Source organism: Comamonas guangdongensis, assembly GCF_041079535.1.
GTDB lineage: Bacteria > Pseudomonadota > Gammaproteobacteria > Burkholderiales > Burkholderiaceae_C > Comamonas > Comamonas guangdongensis.
Map to the genome: position 1 here is coordinate 1 of NZ_JBFYGN010000022.1, position 21,271 is coordinate 21,271.

Here is a 21,271-nt window from a genome sequence, read left to right on the forward strand (position 1 = left end):
TCCCGACAGTCCTACATGTACGTTGGACTGGCGGGAAATATGGAGAGTTCAACACTGAACGCAGACAGAGCCTTTTTATTAGGGATAGCACCAGCATATTTCAAATCTGTGGCAGCAAAGCATCAGAGCGCTGCTTTTTGCAGATGCAAATCCTTGTTTCAGTAGGGTGTGAACCTAGAATTGCTCCTAGCCGCGAGAGGGCCTTCAACCTACAAGCCGATCCGGTGCAAAACATAAATCCTAACTAGGAGCATTGAATGACCAAGATGACTCGCATCGCTTTGGCCGCACTGGCGGTAATGGGCGCAACCACTGCCATGGCACAAAGCAGCGTGACGCTGTATGGCCGTATCAACACCACGGTGGAACACCAGAAGCTGGGTGACCAAAGCACCACCGGCCTGGTGAACAACTCTTCGCGCTTCGGTTTCCGTGGCACGGAAGATCTGGGCGGCGGCCTGAAGGCCGGCTTCGTGCTGGAGTCTGGTTTCAACTCCGCTACCGGCACCGGTTCCGGTCCCAACGGCAGCCTGACTTTCGGCCGTCAAAGCGAAGTGAACCTGTCGGGCAACTTCGGTATGGTGCGTCTGGGTAACTTCTTCCCCGAGTCCTACTTCGCGTCGGCTGACTATGTGAGCATGCACAACCATGACACAGGTCCTTCGTCGGATGCTCTGTATCTGGACCCGGTCTGGTTCGGCAAGCTGGGCACCGGCAACAAGATTGCCTACCGCACGCCCACCATGGCTGGCTTCTGGGCCGAAGGTGCGATGTCCATGCATGAGAAGGCACCGGGCACGAACAACAAGTACGGCTACGACCTGGCCGCCAACTACAACACCGGCCCCCTGCACCTGGGCGGCGGCTACAGCCGTGCCGACGGCAACTGGCAAGCTTCCGTGCGCGCCCTGTACACCCTGGGCCAGTTCACCTTCGGTGGCTACTACCAGCGCAACCACGACAACAACTTCTTCGGTGCCCAATCCCTGGGTAACCGCAACAACTTCCGCCTGTCGGGCATGTACGCTCTGGGTGCTTCCGAGTTCCACGTGAACGTGGGTCACGCCAACTCCTGGAGCAACGCTTCCGATTCCGCTGCCACGCAGTGGACTCTGGGCTACAACTACAACCTGAGCAAGCGTACCAAGGTCTATACCTACTACACCCGCATCAACAACCAGAGCAACGCCAACTACACCGCCGGTGGCACTTTCTCCTCTCTGGCAAGCGGCCCTGGCAAGGACTTCAGCTCCTTCGCTCTGGGTATCCGTCACGCCTTCTAATTTGTGCACCGCGTAAGCGGTGTCTACAGCACCTGCAGCTGATAATGCAGGCATTACTCCAAGTTCCAGCCCCATGCCGCAAGGCATGGGGTTTTTTCTTATGCGCGCGCCGCTTGCGAGTAAGCCGTCAGCAATATTGCCAAGCTTCAATGCCTTGCGGGGATGAACAATGCATCGCCCGCAATAAAGTACATGGAGGCAATATGTGGAAGCTCGCGATAGGTTTTGTGGTGTTTGCGGCCGTATCCCTGCTGGTGATTTTCAAGGCCGGCGACAGCATCGATATGGGCGGAGAGAAGCATGGCGCAGAAGCGGTGACCGTGCCCGCCGAATCCAAGTAATAGGCGCTGCCCCGGAGCCAAGCCCCGCGAGCCGGGGCTTTTTCTTGCCCGCGGACAAGTCCGGGCAAGCCGGTAATGCACATGCAGCCCCAGGGTGCATGGCCAGACTGCCTAGAATGTTTGGCCTCCATAGAAAAGACAGCAGAACATGACGCAGGGCCTGATTCGCATCCGTGGCGCACGCCAGCACAATCTCCGCAATCTGGATATCGACATCCGCACTGGCGAGCTCACGGTGGTGACCGGCCCCAGCGGCTCGGGTAAATCCAGCCTGGTGTTCGACACCCTGTATGCCGAAGGCCAGCGCCGCTATGTCGAGACCTTCTCGGCCTATGCGCGCCAGTTCCTCGACCGCATGGACAAGCCGGCCGTGGACAAGGTGGAGGGCGTGCCGCCGGCCATCGCCATCGACCAGACGAATCCGGTGCGCAATTCGCGCTCCACGGTGGGCACGATGACCGAGCTCAACGACCACCTCAAGCTGCTGTTTGCGCGCGCCACCCAGCTGTTCGATCGTGAGACGGCCCAGCTGGTGCGCCATGACACGCCCGAGACCATCTACGCGGAGCTGGCCCAGCGCTGCGCGGCGGCCGGCGATCCGCGCATCGCCATCACTTTCCCGGTAGAGCTGCCGGCCAACACTTCGCCGGCCGAGGTCGAGCAATGGCTGTCGGCCAGCGGCTTCACCAAGGTGCAGGCCGAACGCGAGGTGGAGCGAGCGCAGAGGGCCGGCGAAGCGCCTGCCAAGGGCGCGAAGAAGGCCAAGGCCGCGCCACCCGAGAAGATCAAGGTGCTCGATGTGGTGGCCGACCGTTTCCGCTTCAGCAAGGCCGAGCGCGCACGCGCCATGGAGGCCATCGAGCTGGGGCTCAAGCGCGGCGGCGGCCGCCTGACCGTCTACCTGCTGCCCGAAAGCGGTGCGGAAAGCGGAGTGAATGGTGCCGAGCCGGAGCTGTGGAAGTTCTCGCAGGGCCTGCATTGCCCCGAAAGCAATCTGTCCTACCACGAGCCGATTCCGTCCATGTTCTCGTTCAACTCGGCCGTGGGCGCCTGCGAGGCCTGCCGCGGCTTCGGGCGCGTGATTGGCGTGGACTGGGGCCTGGTGATTCCCAACGACAAGCTCACGCTGCGCACGGGGGCCATCAAGCCCGTGCAGACGCCGGCCTGGAAAGAGATCCAGGACGATCTGATGCGCCATGCCGAGGCCGAAGGCATCCCGCGCGACACGGCCTGGGCCAAGCTGACCCAGGCGCAGAAGGACTGGGTCATAGAAGGCTCGCCGAACTGGAATGGCAAGTGGACCCAGACCTGGTACGGCATACGGCGTTTCTTCGAATACCTGGAGAGCAAGGCCTACAAGATGCATATCCGGGTGCTGCTGTCCAAGTACCGCAGCTACACCGAATGCCCGACCTGCGGCGGCGCGCGCCTCAAGACCGAGAGCCTGCTGTGGCGCATAGGCAGCAAGCAGGCGGCGGACAGCGTGCTGTCTGCCCATGACGAAAGCGTCGAGGGCCGCTACCAGCGCTTCATGCCCCAGGGCACGGGCTGGAGCCGCGAGCAGCTGGCCAGCCTGCCGGGCCTGTGCCTGCACGACCTGATGCGCCTGCCGATCACACGCTTGCGAGACTTCTTCGCGCAGCTGGCGCCCAGCGCCGATGCCGACAGAAACGATGGCGAGGCCCAGGCGCTGCGCATGCTGCACGAGGAGATCATGACGCGCGTGCAGTACCTATGCGACGTGGGCATTGGCTACCTCACGCTGGACCGGCAAAGCCGCACCCTGTCTGGCGGCGAGGTGCAGCGCATCAACCTGACCACGGCCCTGGGCACCTCGCTGGTCAACACCTTGTTCGTGCTCGACGAGCCTTCGATCGGCCTGCATCCGCGCGACATGGAGCGCATCACCGAGGCCATGCAGCGCCTGCGCGACGCGGGCAACACGCTGGTGGTGGTGGAGCACGACCCGGCCGTGATGTTTGCCGCCGACCGCATGATAGACATGGGCCCGGGCCCCGGCGCGCGCGGCGGCCAGATCGTGTTCGACGGCACGCCCGAGGACCTGCGCCAGGCCGATACGCTGACCGGCGCCTATCTGGGCGGGCGCAAGCAGGTGGGTTTCGGCTTCAAGCGCATGGTGACCGAATCCACGCCGCGCCTCATCCTCGAAGGCGCGCGCGAGCACAATCTGCAGCACATCAGCGTGGAGTTCCCGCTGCAGCGCCTGGTGACCATCACCGGTGTCTCGGGCTCGGGCAAGTCCACGCTGATCCAGGATGTACTGGTGCCCGCGCTGATGCGCCATTTCGGCAAGCCCACCGAATCTGCCGGTGCGTTCGAGCGCCTGATGGGCGCCGACCATCTGGCCGACGTGATGTTCGTGGACCAGTCGCCCATCGGCAAGACCGCACGCTCCAACCCGGTCAGCTATGTGGGCGCCTGGGATGCGATCCGCGAGCTGTTCGCCGTCGCGCCGCTGTCGCGCCAGCGCGGCTACACGGCCGCCAAGTTCAGCTTCAACAGCGGCGACGGCCGCTGCTCGACCTGCGGCGGTTCGGGCTTCGAGCATGTGGAGATGCAGTTCCTCTCGGACGTCTACCTGCGCTGCCCCGACTGCAACGGCACGCGTTATCGCCCCGAGATTCTGGAAGTGAGAATCGAGCGCAACGGCCAGTCGCTGAATGTGGCCGACGTGCTGGAGTTCACGGTGGCCGAAGCCGCGCTGCTGTTTGCGCAGGACCGCGACGTGATCCGTGCGCTGCAGCCCATTGTCGATGTGGGCCTGGAGTATGTGAAGCTGGGACAGCCCGTGCCCACGCTCAGCGGGGGCGAGGCACAGCGCCTCAAGCTCGCGGGCTTCCTGGCCGAGGCGGCCAAGGCGCAGTCCAAATCCAAGCAGTCGCTGGCCAAGAAGGGCACGCTGTTCCTGTTCGACGAGCCGACCACGGGCCTGCACTTCGAGGACATTGCCAAGCTCATGCGCGCGCTGCGCAAGCTGCTGGACGCCGGCCATTCGCTGATCGTGATCGAGCACAACCTCGACGTGATCCGCGCCAGCGACTGGCTGATCGACCTGGGCCCCGAAGGCGGGGACGGCGGCGGTCTGGTCGTGGCCGAAGGCACGCCCGAGGATGTGCGCCACACCCCCGGCTCGCACACGGCCCAGGCCCTGCGCGAATACGACCTGGCCATGGGCGTGGGCGGCGAGGCCGTGCGCGAGGTGGCTCCCATGCTCTACAAGCCGGAGCGCAAGGCCACCCAGGTGCCGCAGGCCAAGAATGCGATCGAGATCGTCAACGCCAAGGAGCACAACCTCAAGAATCTCAGCGTCGATGTGCCGCGCGGCAAGTTCAACGTGGTGACTGGCGTCTCGGGCTCGGGCAAGTCCACGCTGGCCTTCGACATCCTGTTCAACGAAGGCCAGCGCCGCTACCTCGAATCGCTGAATGCCTATGCACGCTCCATCGTGCAGCCCGCAGGCCGGCCCGAGGTGGATGCGGTCTACGGCATTCCGCCCACGGTGGCCATAGAGCAGCGCCTGTCGCGCGGCGGGCGCAAGTCCACCGTGGGCACGACCACCGAAGTCTGGCATTTCCTGCGCCTGCTCTACGTGAAGCTGGGCGTGCAGCACTGCATTCACGACGATGCGGTGGTCCAGCCCCAGACCGAGGAAAGCATTGCGGCCCAGCTGATGACCCACTTCCGCGGCCAGACCATAGGCCTGCTAAGCCCCCTGGTGGTCAACCGCAAGGGCGTCTATACCGAGCTGGCCGACTGGGCCAGACCCAAGGGCTATACGCATCTGCGCGTGGACGGAGAGTTCCTGCCGACCACGGGTTTCCCGCGCATAGACCGCTTCAAGGAGCACACCATAGAGCTGCCCGTGGCCAGCGTGACGGTGACGGCCGCCAGCGAGGGCGAGCTGCGCGCGCATCTGCGCCAGGCGCTGGAGATCGGCAAGGGCGTGCTGCATGTGCTCTCGGGTCTGGAGAACCTGGCCGAGGCCATGCAGGGCGGGCATAGCACGGCCGGCATCGGTGCGCTGCAGGTGTTCTCCACCCAGCGCGCCTGCCCGGTCTGCGCCACCAGCTATGCCGAGCTGGATCCGCGCCTGTTCTCCTACAACAGCAAGCACGGCTGGTGTCCCGACTGCGTGGGCACGGGCGTGAAGCTGAGCAAGGACCAGCGCAAGGTCTATGACGACACCTTGCTGGCCGATGACAACCGCGGCCGCGAAGTGAAGTTCGAAGGCCAGGAAGTGGAAGATCTGGCCGAGGTCGAATGCCCGACCTGTCACGGCACGCGCCTGAACCCCACGGCCCGCGCCGTGAAGTTCCACGGCATAGGCATTACCGACGTTGCCCAGCTGTCCGTCTCCGACATGCGCCGCTGGGTGCAGCAGCTGGCGCTGTCGGGCCGTGAAGCGGACATTGCGCGCGACCTGATTCCCGAGATCCAGAGCCGCCTCGAATTCCTCGAGGAAGTGGGCCTGGGCTATCTGACGCTGGACCGCGGCGCACCCACGCTCTCGGGCGGCGAGGCCCAGCGCATCCGTCTCGCGGCCCAGCTGGGCAGCAATCTGCAGGGCGTCTGCTATGTGCTCGACGAGCCCACCATAGGCCTGCATGCGCGCGACAACCAGATCCTGCTGGGCGCCCTGCACAAGCTCGGCGACAAGGGCAATACGCTGGTGGTCGTGGAGCACGACGAGGACACGATTCGCCGCGCCGACCACATCATCGACATCGGTCCCAGCGCCGGCATACGCGGCGGACGCCTGGTGGCCGAGGGCACGGCGGCCGACATCATGGCGGCCGAGGACTCGGTCACGGGCCGCTACCTGCTGCACGCCATGCGTCACCCGTTCCAGCCGCGCCGCTGGGTGGGCGAGGGCGAGCCGCCCGCAGTGGCAGCTGCTGCAAAAACGGAAGCAGCTGCCGCGGAACAGCAGGCAGTTACAGAGGCTAAAACCTCCAAGACCCGCAAGAAGAAGGCGGTCGCCGCTACGGAAGTCGAAGCAGTACCGGAGTCCTCCGCGCTCAAGTGGCTGAGCGTGCTGGGCGCCCATATGCACAATCTGCAGAACGTGGATGCGCGCGTGCCGCTGGAGCGGCTGGTGGCGGTGACGGGTGTTTCGGGCTCGGGCAAGTCCACGCTGGCGCGCGACGTGCTGCTGGCCAATGTGGCGGCCTGGGTGGGCCAGCGCGCCACCAAGGCCGGGCGCGATGCCATGGACGCGGGCAAGGCGCCGGCGCTCGTGGGTTGCAAGGGGATCAAGGGCTTCGAGACCATTGATCGTGTTCTCGAAGTCGACCAGACGCCGATCGGCAAGACGCCGCGCTCCTGCCCGGCCACCTATATCGGCTTCTGGGACACCATACGCAAGCTGTTCGCCGAGACCCTGGAAGCCAAGGCGCGCGGCTACGCGGCCGGGCGCTTCTCGTTCAACACCGGCGAAGGCCGCTGCCCGGCCTGCGAAGGCCAGGGCATGCGCACCATCGAGATGAGCTTTCTGCCCGATGTGAAAGTGCCTTGCGAGGTCTGCCACGGCGCGCGCTTCAACCCCGAGACCCTGGCCGTGAGCTGGCGCGGCAAGAGCATTGGCGACGTGCTGCAGATGGAGGTGGACGAGGCCGTGGAGTTTTTCGCCTCCATGCCCAGCATCGCCCATCCGCTGCAGCTGCTCAAGGACGTGGGCCTGGGCTATCTGACTCTGGGCCAGCCTTCGCCCACGCTTTCGGGTGGCGAGGCCCAGCGCATCAAGCTGGTGACCGAACTGACCAAGGTGCGCGACGACGTGACCCGGCGCGGCCAGAAGGCGCCGCACACGCTGTACGTGCTCGACGAGCCCACGGTGGGCCTGCACATGGCCGACGTGGACAAGCTGATCCGCGTGCTGCACCGCCTGGTCCATGCGGGCCATAGCGTGATCGTGATCGAGCACGACCTCGATGTGATCGCCGAGGCCGACTGGATCATCGACCTGGGCCCCGAGGGCGGCCGGGACGGCGGCCGCATCGTCGCGGCCGGCACGCCCGAGGATCTGGTGCTGGCCGCCACGCATACCGGCAAGGCGCTGGCGCCCGTGCTGGCGCGCACCTGAGGCGCTGCCCCATGGCCCGCGAACAAGTGGTGTTCTGGCAGGCGCAGGCACCCGCCAAGCCCGCCTTTGGCGCGCCCTGCAACGGCTGCGGCCTGTGCTGCCTGGCCGAGCCCTGTCCCATGGGCATGCTGATCTCGCGCCGGCGCCAAGGGGCTTGCGCGGCGCTGCGCTGGGATGAGGAGGCGCTCCATTACCGCTGCGGCGTGCTGGAGGATGCGCGCCAGGCGGCGTCGCATGCCTCGGCCTGGCGCCGCGGGCTGGGCCGGCTCAGGCTGGCCCTGGCCAGGCGCTGGATCGCGGCAGGTGCGGGCTGCGATGCCCATCTGTGGGCCGAGGCCGCCGAATAAGCGGCGGACGCAGGCCGGCGTTGTCGGCTCTCCATTAATGTAAATATTGTGCAACGCCGAGGCCGGAAGCCGGCCGCGCCACACCGGAAACCAGCGGCTCGCTCAATAATGGCGGACTGAAAAGAGCGGCGCCACCAGGTTCGGATGCACGGTTGCACCGGGTAAGCCGCTGATCTATGTCTGACACTGTTGTTTTGCGTGGGCCCGAGCGGCCAGACCTGCTGCGCCACGAGGTGCTGGCCGATATCTTCGAAGCGACCGCCGCGACTCACCCCGAACAGATCGCGCTGATCGAGGGGCAGGGCGAGCAGCTGCGCCAGTGCAGCTATGCGGAGCTGGACGCCGATGCCAGCCGCGCCGCGCACCGGCTGATCGAGGCCGGCATCCGCCCCGGCGACATGGTGGGCCTGTGGCTGCCGCGCGGCATGGAGCTGCTCACGCTGCAGCTGGCGATCGCCAAGACCGGCGCGGCCTGGCTGCCCTTCGATGCCGAAACGCCCACCGAGCGCATTGCCACCTGCCTGGGCGATGCGAATGCCAAGGCGCTATTGATAGCGGAGCGGCAGACGCAGCTGGTGCAGGCCCAAGCAGGTATTTCAGCGCAGGTCTTCAGCGACACCGCACTGCTGGCGCCGCTGCCCACGGGCACGGCGCTGCGCCGGCGCGAGGGCGCGCTGCCCGGCCACCCGGCGTATGTGATCTATACCAGCGGCTCCACGGGCAAGCCCAAGGGCATCGCCATCACCCAGGGCAGCATCTGCCACTTTCTGCGCAGCGAGAATGCGCGGCTTGGCGTGCACCGGGGCGACAAGGTCTACCAGGGCTTCTCGGTGGCTTTCGACATGTCGTTCGAGGAGATCTGGATCAGCTATCTGGTCGGTGCGACGCTGTGGCTGGCGCCGCGCGAGATCGCCGGCGACCCCGAGGCCTTGCCGCGGGCTCTGATAGAGCAGCAGGTGACGGTGCTGCATGCCGTGCCCACGCTGCTGGCGTTGTTCGCACAGGACGTGCCGAATCTGCGCCTCATCAATCTCGGCGGCGAGATGTGCCCCGAATCGCTGGTGGCGCGCTGGGCCAATGGTCGGCGCCAGATGTTCAACACCTATGGACCGACCGAGGCCACGGTGTCGGCCAGCCTGGCCGAGCTCCGCGCCGGCGCGCCCGTGACCATAGGCACGCCGCTGCCCAACTACGGCCTGGTGGTGGTGCAGGTGATCGAGGCCGACAGCTTTCCGGCCGGCACCGCGCCCGCTCTGGTGGGCCTGCCTCAGGGCGAAGTCGGCGAGCTGTGCATTACCGGCCCCGGCGTGGCGGCCGGCTATCTGGGCCGCCCCGATCTGACGGCCGAGAAATTCCTCGCCAATCCCTGGGCCAACGGCCCGCACGATACGCGGCTGTACCGCACCGGCGATCTGGCGCGCATCGACGAACACGGCCAGATCCACTGTCTGGGCCGGGCCGACGACCAGGTCAAGATCCGCGGTTTTCGCGTGGAGCTCGGCGAGATCGAGGCCGTGCTGGCCCAGCAGCCGGGCGTGGGCACCACGGCCGTGCTGCTGCGCCAGGACGAGGGCATGGACCAGTTGGTGGCCTTCTACGTGCCCACCGAGGTCGCCGCACCGCCCGCGCATTCCGCGCTGCGCAGCGCGCTGGCCGAGCGCCTGCCGCCCTATATGGCGCCCGCGCGCTTCGAGGCACTGGCCGAGATGCCGCGCCTGACCTCGGGCAAGATAGACCGCAAGGCGCTCAAGGTCCAGCCGCTGTCCGCCGCGATGGATGCTTCAGGCTCCGACCTGCCCGAAACCCCGGCCGAGGAGTTGCTGTTCGCGGCCCTGGCCCAGCTTTTCCCGGGCCAGTCCATACGCCGCGGGCTGGATTTCTTCAGCGACCTGGGCGGACATTCGCTGTTCGCGGCGCGGCTGACCTCGCTGCTGCGCGCCGATGCGCGCTTTGCCCGGGCCACGGTGAGCACCATCTACCAGCAGCGCCACATAGGCCTGATCGCCGATGCGCTGCAGGCCGCCATGCTGGCCGACGATGAGGCCGCGGCCGGCGTGCCGCAGCGGCCGTTCCGCATCCATTCCGCGTGGCGGCGCTGGCGCTGCGGCGCGGCCCAGGCGGTGGCGATTCCGCTGCTGGTGCTGATCAAGATGGCGCAGTGGCTGGCGCCGTTCTTCACCTATCACTTCTTCACCGGCGACGAGAGTGACTCGGTGTGGTTTGCCGTGGCCATGTCGGTGCTGGCCTTCGCGATCGCCACCCTGGCCGAGTTCGCGATCGCCTGGGCCGGCAAATGGCTGGTCGCCGGGCGCCTCAAGCCCGGGCGCTACCCGCTGTGGGGATGGACCTATTTCCGCTGGTGGTTTGCCGACCGGCTGGTGGAGGCCGTGCCCATCGCGATGATCACCGGTTCCTCGCTGCACCCGCTGTGGCTGCGCGCGCTGGGCGCGAAAGTGGGGCGCGAGACCAATCTCGGCTCGATGACGGTGCGTGTGCCCGACCTGCTGGCCATAGGCGACGGCGTGAGCGTGGGCAATGCCGTGAGCCTGGAGAACGCGCGCGTCGAAGGCGGCGAGCTGGTGCTGGGCCGCATAGACATCGGCAACGAGGTCTGCATCGGCTCGTATGTGGTCGTGGAAGGCAATACCCGTCTCGAAGACTGGGCCCACCTCGAAGGCCAGTCGGCGCTGGCCGACGGCATGGTCCAGCCCGCGCGCAGCATCTGGGCCGGCTCGCCGGCGCGGGCCGTGGGGGAGTTCGACCCTGCCAGCCTGCCGCCGCGCCAGACCGCGGGCCGGCTGCGCCAGGCCTGGGAGATGCTGGTCTTCCTGACGGGCGGCCTGCTGGTGGCCATGCTGTTCTTCATGCCGGTGTTCCCGACCTTCATGCTGATCGACGTGCTCGACATCGAGGCGATCTCGGTGCGGCCGCTGCTGGAGCAGGGCGTGGTCGATGCGGCGGGCGCTTTCATACTGCGCTTTCTCAAGTTCTTCGTGCTGGCCCTGCCGTCCAGCCTGGTGCTGGTGGCCTGCACGGTGCTGGCGGCGGCACTGGTGCGCTATCTGTTCCTGCCGCGCACCCGGGCCGGCACCTGGCCCGTGCACAGCCGCCGCTACCTGGGCAAATGGCTGGTCAACCAGATCCAGGAGGCGAGCCTGGCCACGCTGCACGGCATCTACGCCACGGTCTACTCCTCCACCTGGTACCGGCTGCTGGGCGCCAAGGTGGGCAAGCAGACCGAGCTGTCCACGGCGCTGGGCGTGGTGCCCGACATGCTGACGCTGGGCGACGAGTGCTTTGTGGCCGATGCGGTGATGCTGGGCGACGAGCTCATTGACGGCGGCTGGATGACGGTCAAGCCCACGGTGGTGTCGCGCCGCAGCTTCATAGGCAACGGCGCCTATGTGCCCGATGGCTCGACCATCCCCGAGAACGTGCTCATAGGCGTGATGACCGCCGTGCCGCGCAACGCCGACATGCAAAGCGGCGACACCTGGCTGGGCGCACCCGCGATCAATCTGCCTGCGCGCGAGGTGGCTCAGGGCTATCCCGAGCATCTGACCTTTGCGCCCTCACCCTGGCGGCGCCTGGGGCGCGGCCTGGTCGAGGCGGCCCGCATCGCCGCTCCGCATGCGCTGGTCATCGCCGTGGGCTATGCCATCGTGCTCGATGCCATGCCGCTGGCTTCCGACGGGCGCTGGGGCGCCGTGGTGGTGGACCTGGCCGTGTCGGGCGTGATCTTCGGCATGGTCGCCTTCCTGGTGGTGGCGCTGTTCAAATGGCTGACGATCAGGCGCTACGGCAAGACGGCCGTGCCCATGTGGACGCCTTTTGTCTGGCTCTCCGAGGCCGCGACCAATATGTACGAGGGCATGGCCGTGCCCAACTTCCTGCGCTATCTGCGCGGCACGCCCTGGCTGCCGCTGGCCATGAACCTGATGGGCTGCAAGATCGCGGCCAGCGTCTATCTGGACACCACCGACATCACCGAGCATGACTGCGTGACCATCGGCGCCCACAGCGAGCTCAACGCGCTGTGCTGCCCGCAGACCCATCTTTTCGAGGACCGGGTGATGAAGATAGACCATGTGTCCATAGGCAGCCGCGTGACCATGGGCGCGCGCTGCACCGTGCTCTACAGCGCCAGCGTGGGTGACGATGTGCAGCTCGGGCCGCTGACCCTGGTGATGAAGGGCGAGACCCTGCCCGCGCGCACGCGCTGGGAGGGCGCGCCGGCCGCACCGGCCCGGCGCCGCACCGGGACGGCCTGATGCAGATCCGGCCCTGCCTCTTTGCCGGCGCGCAGCGGGTCGGAGCGCCCCAGCTGCGGCTGGTGCAGGGCCTGGACGCCACAGACCGCGACAGGGCGCGCGGCCAGGCCCGTGCGGCACTGCGTGCCTGCCTGGCGCCCGAGCTGGGCTGTGCCGAGACCGAGCTGGAGATCGGCAACCTGCGCAACCAGGCGCCTAGCCTGCGACTGCGCGGCAAGCCGCTGGCGGCGCCGCACTGTTCCATCAGCCATGCGCCGGGACTGGCGCTGCTGGCCTGGCATGGCCGGGGCGCGCTAGGCGTGGACATCCAGGCCGTGGACGCGGCCGCGCCGCGCCGCGAGTTCGAGGATGTGGCGCGCCTGTTTCTGAAGCCGGAAACGGCTCAGGCGCTGCTGGATATTGCGCCGGACACTCTTTTTTTCGAAGCATTTGCGAGCGCCTGGACGCAGCACGAGGCCAGGCTCAAATGCGCGGGCCTGGGCCTGGCGGAATGGAGCGTGGAGCGGCAGGCGCGGCTGGCGGGCATGGACTGCGCGCAGCTAGCGCCCGCGGCTGGCTATGCGGGCGCCGTGGCCTGGTATGGCGGCGGCGCGCGCTGAAGCGTCGAGCGGCGGCCGGATCTGCTGTTCCCCTACTGCATCCAGCCGCCGCGCCTGGCGTGAATGCGCGTCCAGCCATCATCGAGCCTGCCGCCGTGGATTTCGCAGGCGGCCTGCTTGTTGACCGTGTTCTCGCTGGTGCCGCCGAGATAGTTGCTCACCACGACCCGCACGGGTAGGTTGATGGTCAGCACCCGGCTTTCCTTGGTGAAGTCCAGGTAGCGGGTGTCGGGCGGCAGCTGCAGCTCTTTCTTGTACCAGTCCAGGCACATCTGCGCTTCGCGCTCGAGTGCGGACTCGGGCAGGTGCTTGGGCGGTGGCGCAAGCGGGGTGCTGGGCTCCTGCGGCACGGAGATGATGCGGCCGCTGCCCGACAGTGGTGCGCTTTGGCTAGGAGCCGTGGGCACGATGGGCGTGCTGCTGCTGCCCACGGGGCAGCTGGTGTCCTGATACCAGATCCGGCTGCCGTCGCTGCACCTCAGAACGGCCGAGGCCGTGGGGCTGAAGGCCGCCAATATCAGCAAATACAGCAGGTGTTTCATGCTCAAGCCTAGTGACAGGGATCGCTGCATTGTCCGCGATGGGCCGCGCATCACGATTTCAAGCGCCAAGGCTGCCGGAGGCAGCCTTGGCGGGTGAGCGCGGCGCTTACTGGAAGCCCAGGGTATGCGGCAGCCAGGTCGACAGCGCAGGGATGAAGGTCAGCAGGCACAGCACCACGAAGTGGGCCAGCAGGAACAGCGGCATCTCGCGCGTGAGTTCGGTGATGGACACGCGCGTGGCCACCGAGGTCACGAACAGCAGGCCGCCCACGGGCGGCGTGATCATGCCCAGCGTGAGGTTGACGATGACCACCATGGCGAAGTGCGTGGGATCTATGCCCAGGCTGGCCGCGATGGGCGCCAGTATGGGCACGAGGATCATCACGCCGGGCAGCGGCTCCATGAAGATGCCGAAGATCAGCAGCAGGATGTTTACCGCGATCAGGAACATCACGGGCGACAGCTGCCAGCTCACGATGAGTTCGGACAGGTATTGCGGAATGCCTTCCACGGTCAGCACCCAGGCAAAGGCCGCCGAGGTGGCCATGACCAGCAGCACCGAGGCCGTGAGCATGGCCGAGCGCGCGAGGATGCCAGGCACGGCCGACCATTGCAGCGTGCGGTAAATCCATTTGCCGCAGATCAGCGCATAGAACACGGCGACCACCGAGGCCTCGGTGGGCGTGAAGATGCCGAAGCGGATGCCGACCACGATGAGCACGATGAGCATCAGCGCCGGTATGGCCTTGAAGCTGTTGACCCACATCTCGCGCGCGCTGGGGCGCGGTTCGGTGGAGCGGTAGTCGCGCTGCTTGCAGACCCACCAGTTGACGGCCGCCATGGCCAGCGCGATCAGGATGCCGGGGATGAAGCCGGCCATGAACAGGCCGCCGACCGAGACATGCTCGTCCTGCAGCGCATAGATGATCATGCTGACCGAGGGCGGGATGATGGGGCCGACGATGGCCGTGCTGGCCGTCAGCGCGGCTGCATAGGGGCGGCCGTAGCCGGCCTTGTCCATCATCTTGACCATCATGGAGCCGGGGCCGGCCGCATCGGCCAGGGCCGAGCCCGAGATGCCCGAGAACAGCGTCAGCGACAGCACGTTGGCATAGCCCAGGCCGCCGCGCAGATGGCCCACGAACTGGGCCGCAAAGCGCAGCAGCACATGGGTCAGCGCACCGCCCGACATCAGCTCGGCCGCGAGGATGAAGAAGGGCACGGCCATCAGCGGAAAGCTGTCTATGCCCGTGAACATCTCCTTGAAGACGATGAGCTGCGGATAGCGGCCGCCGACGAACACGGCCAGCGCGGCCGAGATGGCCAGCGCGAAAGCCACCGGAAAGCCCAGCGCGAGCAGGACGACGATGGCGATGAAAAGAGTGATACCCATGGTGTCTTCCCGTTCAGATCGACGCCGCGGCGTCTGCGTCCATCTCGGTGGATTCTGCGAAATCGCCCGCGCCGATGTAGCCGCGCGCGATGAACAGCAGATGCACCAGCATCAGCACAAAGCCCGCGGGCATGGCGGCGTAGATGAAGGAGATGGGAATGTCGGTGGCGGCCGTGGTCTGGAAGCGCGTGGCGTACACGTATTGCGAAGAGGTCACGGTCATCACGGCGAAGAACAGGGCCAGGCCGGCCACGACCAGAGTGCGGATGATTTGTGCGCTTTTGGTGCTCACGGCGCGGTGCAGATTGTCGATGGCCACATGGCCGCCGAAGCGCAGCACCAGGCCGGCACCCAGGAAGGTGACCCAGATCATCATGTGGCGGGCCACTTCCTCGGCCCAGACTATGGAGTCGCCCGTGGTGTAGCGCAGCACCACGTTGGCAAAGACGATGCAGGCCATGGCCAGCAGCAGGGCGATGAGCAGCCAGCGGTTGCAGGCCACCAGAAGGCGTTCAATACGATCAAGCATAGGGGTCGGGGTGGGACGCGAGAGCAGCGGCGGGCTGCCGTCCTCACCGAGTTGGTTAGCGGCGCAATCATCCGGGAGCGGACCTGATTAAGCCATTGGTAATGACCGCAGCCGTGGTTGCTGCGGTGATCGGTGCTTCAACGCACCAGGCCGGGCATGGGCCCGGCCTGCTGTCCCTGGCGCGCCCGGGATTACTTGGTGGCGGTGATGGTGTCCAGAGTCTTCTGGCCGAACTTCTTCGCGTATTCCTTGTAGGCCGGCTCCAGCGCCGTGCGGAATGCAGCCTGGTCCACCTTCTCGACGACCTTCATGCCGTTGGCCTTGGCTTCCTCCACGCCCTTCTTTTCCACGCTGTCCACAAAGGCGCGCGAAGCGATGGCGCCCTTCTTCGCGCCTTCGGTGAAGGCCGCCTTCTGGCTGGCGGACAAAGTGCCCCAGAACGAGGGCGAGACAATCAATGCCATGGGGGCGTAGACATGGGCGGTCAGCGTCAGGTGCTTTTGCACCTGCCACAGCTTGGCCGAGCTCAGCACGGAGATCGGATTCTCCTGGCCGTCGATGGTGCCCTGTTGCAGAGCGCCGATCACCTCGGGCCAGGACATGGGCGTGGGCGAGGCGCCCAGCGTGCGGAAGGCCGTGATGTGCACGGGGTTCTCGGTCACGCGGATCTTCAGGCCCTTGAGGTCGGCCACGCCGTTGACCGCATGCTTGTTGTTGCTGAGGTGGCGGAAGCCCTGCTCGCCCCAGGCCAGGGCCACGAGGCCGCGCTTCTGGAACTTGGCCAGCAGCTCCTGGCCGAAAGCGCCGTCCATCACGGCACGTGCATGCTGGGTGTCGCGGAACAGGAAGGGGATGTCCACCACGCCCACATCGGGCACGAAGTTGCTCAGTGCGCCGGTGGAGACGATGGCCGCTTCCACGGTGCCCAGCTGCAGGCCTTCGATCAGCTCGCGCTCGCCGCCCAGGGCCGAGGAGGGGAACTGCTTGAACTTGTAGGCGCCGTTGCTGCCTTTTTCCACGGTCTCGGCCCAGGCGTTGGCGGCAGCGCCGTAGTGCGAGTTCACGGCCAGGGCATAGCCAATCTTGACTTCCTTGCCCTGGGCAAAAGCAGCACCGGCTGCCAGGGTTGCGGTAGTGGCCACGGCGGTGGCGACAAAGGTGCGACGGATCATGCTCATGGCAGTACTCTCTCCCTAGTTATGTCTTTGGAAATAAACGTAAAAATTGTAGTGAGTACCAACCAGTAGGCAGGCCCGATAAGGGGCTCGTCTTGTGCGTGTCATGGCATCGCGAAACGCGATGTCGTGGCCTGGGAACGCAGTTTCGATGTGGCCTGCCCCGAGCCCAATAAAAAAGCCGGCAGAGTGGGTTCTGTCGGCTTTTTCATAGCTGCTTGCGCTTGCTGCAAAAGACTTTCAGCAATGAATATCTTTGGATTGATTGCTTTTCAAGCGCTGCAAGCTCCTATTTTTGCTGCGATAGCAGGTGATCGGCAAGCTGCACAAAACCGTCGCCGCGCTCGGCCTGCGTCACATAGCGCGGCAGGTGCTTGAGCTGGGGCTCGAAGCGCGCGATATTGGCCACGCCCACGCTGTGGGGCATGTGCTCGAACATCAGCTGGTCGTTGGTGGAGTCGCCGATATAGATCCAGCGCTCCAGCGTGGCGTCCAGATCGATGTCGAACAAGGCCCGGGCGATCCAGCGCGCGCCTTCGAGCTTGTTGTGCTCGCCGAACCAGCCGTTGATATGGATGGAACTCACGGTGGCGTTCATGCCCGCGGCCTTCATGATGGCCACGCAGGCCTCGATATCGGCCTGCGGCATCTGCGTGAACTCGCTGTGGTCCACGGCAATATCGCATTCGCGGCCGGCCGAGTCGGTGGCGCGGTTGGCGCCCGGAACCCGGGACTCGACCTCGGCCAGCACTTGCTGCATGCGCGCGAAGTTGGCGCTGCGCGTGGCGTCGTCCTGCTGGTAGAGCTTGTCGAGCACGCCCAGAGCGTTCTTCTTCAGTGCCACGGCGCCGTTCTCGGCCACGATGGCGTCCACGGGCCAGGCGGAGGCAAACGGCACACTCCAGCCCACGGGACGACCGGTGATGGGCACGACCTTGAGGCCGGCATCCTTCAGGCGCGCGATGGCGGCCACCACATGCTCGGGCACCACGCCCTCGGTGGTCAGCGTGTCGTCGATATCGGTCAGCACGCCCAGCAGATTCTGGGGAACCGGCAGTTCAGACAAAGGGCGCAGAAATTCTTGGCTCACAAAACAACTTTCTCAATCTTGATCCACGCATAGAACCGGCGCGGCCCAACTCAGAGACATCGAGCAAGAGCCGCCTCGCAGCGAGGATGTCGTCCCGCTCCGGCGCGAAGCGCCAGAGAGGGGGAAGCGGCGGGGCCGCCTAGGCGGAGCCGCTCAGGGGGTGAGGCTCAGTTTGCTGAGCCTAGTGCCAGGCCGGCGTGCTCGCGCAGCGGGTGGAAGTGGATCTTGGGGAAACGCTCCTGGGCCAGGCGCACGTCGTAGGGGCTGGTGCACAGATAGGCCAGGGTGTCGGCCGCATCGTGCGCCAGGCGCATGGGGTAGGCGTTCTCGAACTCGCGCAGCTCGGCCGGGGTATCGGCCGTGATCCAGCGCGCGCCCGTGTACTGGCAGCCCTCGAGGCGCACGTCGCAGTCGTACTCGGTCTTGAGGCGGTGCTGTACCACTTCGAACTGCAGCTGGCCCACGGCGCCCAGCAGCATATTGCCGCCGACATCGGGCTTGAAGACCTGGATCGCGCCTTCCTCGCCCAGCTGCATCAGGCCCTGCTGCAGCTGCTTGGTGCGCAGCGGGTTCTTGAGCACCACGGTCATGAACATTTCGGGCGCGAAGAAGGGCAGGCCGGTGAACTGCAGATTGGGGCCGTCGGTGATGGAGTCGCCCAGCTGCACGCCACCGTGGATGGTGAAGCCGATGATGTCGCCCGCGTAGGCTTCATCGACGGCCTCGCGGCGCTGGCTCATGAAGGTCACCACGGAGGTGGGGCGCAGCTCCTTGCCGGTGCGCTGCACCTTCATCTTCATGCCGGGCGTGTATTTGCCGCTGGCCACGCGCACAAAGGCGATGCGGTCGCGGTGGTTGCTGTCCATATTGGCCTGGACCTTGAACACCACGCCGGAGAAGCCGTCATCCTCGGGGCGCACGATGCGCTCCTCGCGGTTGCGGTTGACCTCGGCGAAGGCCACGCGCGGGCCGGGCGGGGGCGACATGTCGACCACGGCGTCCAGCACTTCCATCACACCGAAGTTGTTCACGCCGGAGCCGAAGAACACGGGGGTGAGCTTGCCGGCCAGGAAGGCCTCGTGGTCCCACTCGGCCGAGGCGCCCACGGCCAGCTCCATGGATTCCAGCGCATCGTCGAAGGCCTGGCCGAAGCGGGCACGCAGCTTGTCGCCTTCGGCGAGCGGGATGACTTCAAAGTCCTTGGGGCCCCGGTCGCTGCCGGGGGCGAACACCGTCATGCTTTGCGTGCGCAGGTTGATGATGCCGCCGAAGCTCTTGCCCTGGCCCACGGGCCAGGTGATGGGGCAGCAGGGCATGCCCAGCTCGCGCTCCACCTCGTCCATGATGTCCAGCGGGTCGCGCACTTCACGGTCGAACTTGTTGATGAAGGAGATGATGGGGGTGTCGCGCTGGCGGCAGACCTCGATCAGGCGGCGGGTCTGCGATTCCACGCCGTTGGCCGCGTCGATCACCATCAGCGCCGAGTCCACGGCAGTGAGCACGCGGTAGGTGTCTTCCGAGAAGTCCTTGTGGCCGGGGGTGTCGAGCAGGTTGATCACGTGGTCGCGGTAGCTCATCTGCATCACCGAGGACGCCACCGAGATGCCGCGCTGTTTCTCGATCTCCATCCAGTCGGAGGTCGCGTGGCGGCTGGCCTTGCGGCCCTTGACGGCGCCGGCGATCTGGATCGCGCCCGAGAACAGCAGCAGCTTTTCGGTCAGCGTGGTCTTACCCGCGTCCGGGTGGGAGATGATGGCGAACGTACGACGGCGCCGGGTTTCAGAGGCGTATGACACGGTTTTGAATGCAGTTTCGTCAGCGCTGCGGCTGGCATGCTGAAAGAGTTGCGGCCGGCGAGGCGCTGGCCGCATGAGGTCTGCCGGGAAGGAGCAGACGGCTACGGAATTCCTTGAGGCCTACTATTTTATAGGGTGGGCGATTCTCTGTCGGCTTGCGGGGCAGGCCGGTGCGCTATCCCGCAGCCGGTACGGCCACGGCCTGCGGAGCACAATGGAGCCGGTCTGCCGATTTTCCCGAAAGCCATGCACCGCGCCACGCCGCCCCTATCCGATAACGCCCCGCCGGCACCAGCTGCACCGGTCTGGATCAAGCGCGGCACGCCCGAGTACCGGCGGGTCAGCCTGGCCCTGTTTCTGGCCGGCTTCGCGACCTTCTCGCTGCTGTACTGCGTGCAGCCGCTGCTGCCCGAGCTGGCCCGCACCTTTGCCGTGAGCCCCGCGCAAAGCGCGCTGGCTTTGTCGGTGTCCACGGCCTGCCTGGCGGTCTCCATCGTGCTGGCCGGCGCTCTGTCCGAGGGGCTGGGCCGGCGCAAGCTGATGTTCATCTCCATGGCCCTGGCGGCGCTGTGCAATCTGCTCGCCTCTTTTTTGCCGCAATGGCACGCGCTGCTGGCCGCGCGCGCCCTGGAAGGCATTTTGCTCGGCGGCGTGCCGGCCGTGGCCATGGCCTATCTGTCCGAGGAGATCGACCCCAAGGGCCTGGGTTTTGCCATGGGACTGTATGTGGGCGGCACGGCCCTGGGCGGCATGCTGGGACGCGTGGGCATGAGCGCCATGACGGAGTTCTGGGGCTGGCGCCAGGCGCTGGCCGCGCTGTCGGTCATGGACCTGGCCGCGGCCCTGGGCTTTGTCTGGCTGCTGCCCAATTCGCGCAACTTCATCAAGAAAAGCGGCCTGGGCGCCCGCTACCACCTGCAGGCCTGGGGCCAGCATCTGCGTCACCCAGGTCTGCCGCTGCTGTTCCTGATCGCCTTCGGCCTGATGGGCGTGTTCGTCAGCATCTACAACTACGCGGGCTTTCTGCTGGGCGTCGCGCCCTATCACATGGGCCAGCTGCAGATCAGCCATATCTTCTACGCCTACCTGTTCGGCATCGTGGCCTCGCCCGTGGCCGGCGGCCTGGCCGACAGGCTGGGGCGCGGCCCGGTGCTGATCGCGGGCACGCTGCTGATGGCGGCCGGCCTGGTGCTGACCCTGTTTGAGCCGCTGGCGGCTGTCGTGGCCGGCATCGTGCTGCTGACCGCGGGATTTTTCGTGGCGCACTCGGTGGCCAGCGGCTGGGTCGGGCGTCTTGCGACCCAGGCCAAGGGCCATGCCTCGTCGCTCTACCTCTGGGGCTATTACATGGGCTCCAGCGTGCTGGGCGCCGGGGCCGGCTGGTTCTGGTCGCGCTGGGGCTGGTCGGGCGTGGGTTCGGTGGCCCTGCTGGTGCTGGCCCTGGTGCTGGCGCTGGCTTGGCGCGTGCAACAGCTGGCCGCGCGCCAGGCGGCCGCCTGTGCCTCCTGAACCCGGCATCTTGATGCCGTCTTGATACCGCCCCGGCCAATCTCTACCCGCTCTTGACGGGCAAATTTCTACATTTTCTTCATCGCAACCAGGCCGCGTGACGGCCAGCGGGAGGAAATGAATGACTAGCAACTGGATCGAAGTCCTGGCCGTCTGCACGGCCCTGGGGCTGTTTGCCTATTTGGGCTATGCGCTGCTGCGCCCCGAGAAATTCTGAGGAGGCGCCATGCAAGTGCTGCAAGACCTTGTTTTCGTGGGCCTGACGGTCGCCTGCTTTGTCGGCCTGCTGTGCT

The 21,271-nt window shown here is 66.2% G+C and carries 14 protein-coding genes; 8 read left to right on the forward strand and 6 right to left on the reverse strand.

From position 1 onward, the window contains the following. The first annotated feature begins 257 nt into the window (after positions 1-257). From AB6724_RS16785 to AB6724_RS16810, 6 genes are all read left to right on the forward strand, one after another. Entirely contained in the window at positions 258-1,283 is a 1,026-nt protein-coding gene (locus tag AB6724_RS16785) for a porin (protein WP_369339674.1), read from the forward strand. 203 nt (positions 1,284-1,486) lie between these two features. Continuing rightward, positions 1,487-1,624 carry a hypothetical protein gene (locus tag AB6724_RS16790; RefSeq protein WP_369339675.1) on the forward strand — a complete coding sequence of 46 codons (138 nt, stop codon included), beginning with the start codon at positions 1,487-1,489 and terminating at the stop codon, positions 1,622-1,624. A 148-nt stretch (positions 1,625-1,772) separates the two neighbouring features. Continuing rightward, positions 1,773-7,727: an excinuclease ABC subunit UvrA gene (gene uvrA, locus AB6724_RS16795; RefSeq protein ID WP_369339676.1), complete on the forward strand. Its 5,955-nt coding sequence runs from the start codon at positions 1,773-1,775 to the stop codon at positions 7,725-7,727. Positions 7,728-7,738: 11 nt separating this feature from the next. Continuing rightward, a complete protein-coding gene (locus AB6724_RS16800) occupies positions 7,739-8,074 on the forward strand; it encodes a hypothetical protein (RefSeq protein WP_369339677.1) in 336 nt (111 codons plus the stop codon). 176 nt (positions 8,075-8,250) lie between these two features. Then, the gene (locus AB6724_RS16805; RefSeq protein WP_369339678.1) at positions 8,251-12,345 is read left to right on the forward strand and encodes a Pls/PosA family non-ribosomal peptide synthetase; all 4,095 of its coding nucleotides are present in this window, start codon (positions 8,251-8,253) and stop codon (positions 12,343-12,345) included. Then, positions 12,345-12,944 (forward strand): 4'-phosphopantetheinyl transferase family protein, encoded by a 600-nt coding sequence (locus AB6724_RS16810; protein ID WP_369339679.1) that lies wholly within the window; start codon positions 12,345-12,347, stop codon positions 12,942-12,944. Before AB6724_RS16805 ends, AB6724_RS16810 begins: the two co-directional genes overlap by 1 nt. A gap of 32 nt (positions 12,945-12,976) precedes the next feature. Here the strand turns inward: AB6724_RS16810 and AB6724_RS16815 are convergent, their stop codons facing one another. The 6 genes from AB6724_RS16815 to AB6724_RS16840 form a co-directional block, all read right to left on the reverse strand. Continuing rightward, positions 12,977-13,486: a hypothetical protein gene (locus AB6724_RS16815; RefSeq protein WP_369339680.1), complete on the reverse strand. Its 510-nt coding sequence runs from the start codon at positions 13,484-13,486 to the stop codon at positions 12,977-12,979. Positions 13,487-13,592: 106 nt separating this feature from the next. After that, positions 13,593-14,879, reverse strand: coding sequence for a TRAP transporter large permease (locus AB6724_RS16820; protein ID WP_369339681.1), 1,287 nt, complete (start codon positions 14,877-14,879; stop codon positions 13,593-13,595). Between the two features lie 13 nt (positions 14,880-14,892). Beyond that, positions 14,893-15,408 carry a TRAP transporter small permease gene (locus AB6724_RS16825; RefSeq protein WP_369339682.1) on the reverse strand — a complete coding sequence of 172 codons (516 nt, stop codon included), beginning with the start codon at positions 15,406-15,408 and terminating at the stop codon, positions 14,893-14,895. Positions 15,409-15,599: 191 nt separating this feature from the next. Further along, positions 15,600-16,586, reverse strand: coding sequence for a TRAP transporter substrate-binding protein (locus tag AB6724_RS16830; protein ID WP_369339683.1), 987 nt, complete (start codon positions 16,584-16,586; stop codon positions 15,600-15,602). 286 nt (positions 16,587-16,872) lie between these two features. Further along, the gene (locus AB6724_RS16835; RefSeq protein WP_369339684.1) at positions 16,873-17,673 is read right to left on the reverse strand and encodes an HAD family hydrolase; all 801 of its coding nucleotides are present in this window, start codon (positions 17,671-17,673) and stop codon (positions 16,873-16,875) included. A gap of 167 nt (positions 17,674-17,840) precedes the next feature. After that, positions 17,841-19,469: a peptide chain release factor 3 gene (locus AB6724_RS16840; RefSeq protein WP_369339685.1), complete on the reverse strand. Its 1,629-nt coding sequence runs from the start codon at positions 19,467-19,469 to the stop codon at positions 17,841-17,843. Between the two features lie 246 nt (positions 19,470-19,715). Here AB6724_RS16840 and AB6724_RS16845 point away from each other — a divergent pair, with 246 nt between their 5' ends. Continuing rightward, positions 19,716-20,978, forward strand: coding sequence for an MFS transporter (locus AB6724_RS16845; protein ID WP_369339686.1), 1,263 nt, complete (start codon positions 19,716-19,718; stop codon positions 20,976-20,978). A 121-nt stretch (positions 20,979-21,099) separates the two neighbouring features. Further along, positions 21,100-21,195: a K(+)-transporting ATPase subunit F gene (gene kdpF / locus AB6724_RS16850; RefSeq protein ID WP_369339687.1), complete on the forward strand. Its 96-nt coding sequence runs from the start codon at positions 21,100-21,102 to the stop codon at positions 21,193-21,195. Positions 21,196-21,271 lie beyond the last annotated feature (76 nt).

Coding starts and splice junctions, on each gene's coding strand:
- AB6724_RS16785 (WP_369339674.1), top strand. CDS start 258: ATGACCAAGATGACTCGCATCGCTTTGGCCGCACTGGCGGTAATGGGC.
- AB6724_RS16790 (WP_369339675.1), top strand. CDS start 1,487: ATGTGGAAGCTCGCGATAGGTTTTGTGGTGTTTGCGGCCGTATCCCTG.
- uvrA (WP_369339676.1), top strand. CDS start 1,773: ATGACGCAGGGCCTGATTCGCATCCGTGGCGCACGCCAGCACAATCTC.
- AB6724_RS16800 (WP_369339677.1), top strand. CDS start 7,739: ATGGCCCGCGAACAAGTGGTGTTCTGGCAGGCGCAGGCACCCGCCAAG.
- AB6724_RS16805 (WP_369339678.1), top strand. CDS start 8,251: ATGTCTGACACTGTTGTTTTGCGTGGGCCCGAGCGGCCAGACCTGCTG.
- AB6724_RS16810 (WP_369339679.1), top strand. CDS start 12,345: ATGCAGATCCGGCCCTGCCTCTTTGCCGGCGCGCAGCGGGTCGGAGCG.
- AB6724_RS16815 (WP_369339680.1), bottom strand. CDS start 13,486: ATGAAACACCTGCTGTATTTGCTGATATTGGCGGCCTTCAGCCCCACG.
- AB6724_RS16820 (WP_369339681.1), bottom strand. CDS start 14,879: ATGGGTATCACTCTTTTCATCGCCATCGTCGTCCTGCTCGCGCTGGGC.
- AB6724_RS16825 (WP_369339682.1), bottom strand. CDS start 15,408: ATGCTTGATCGTATTGAACGCCTTCTGGTGGCCTGCAACCGCTGGCTG.
- AB6724_RS16830 (WP_369339683.1), bottom strand. CDS start 16,586: ATGAGCATGATCCGTCGCACCTTTGTCGCCACCGCCGTGGCCACTACC.
- AB6724_RS16845 (WP_369339686.1), top strand. CDS start 19,716: ATGCACCGCGCCACGCCGCCCCTATCCGATAACGCCCCGCCGGCACCA.
- kdpF (WP_369339687.1), top strand. CDS start 21,100: ATGACTAGCAACTGGATCGAAGTCCTGGCCGTCTGCACGGCCCTGGGG.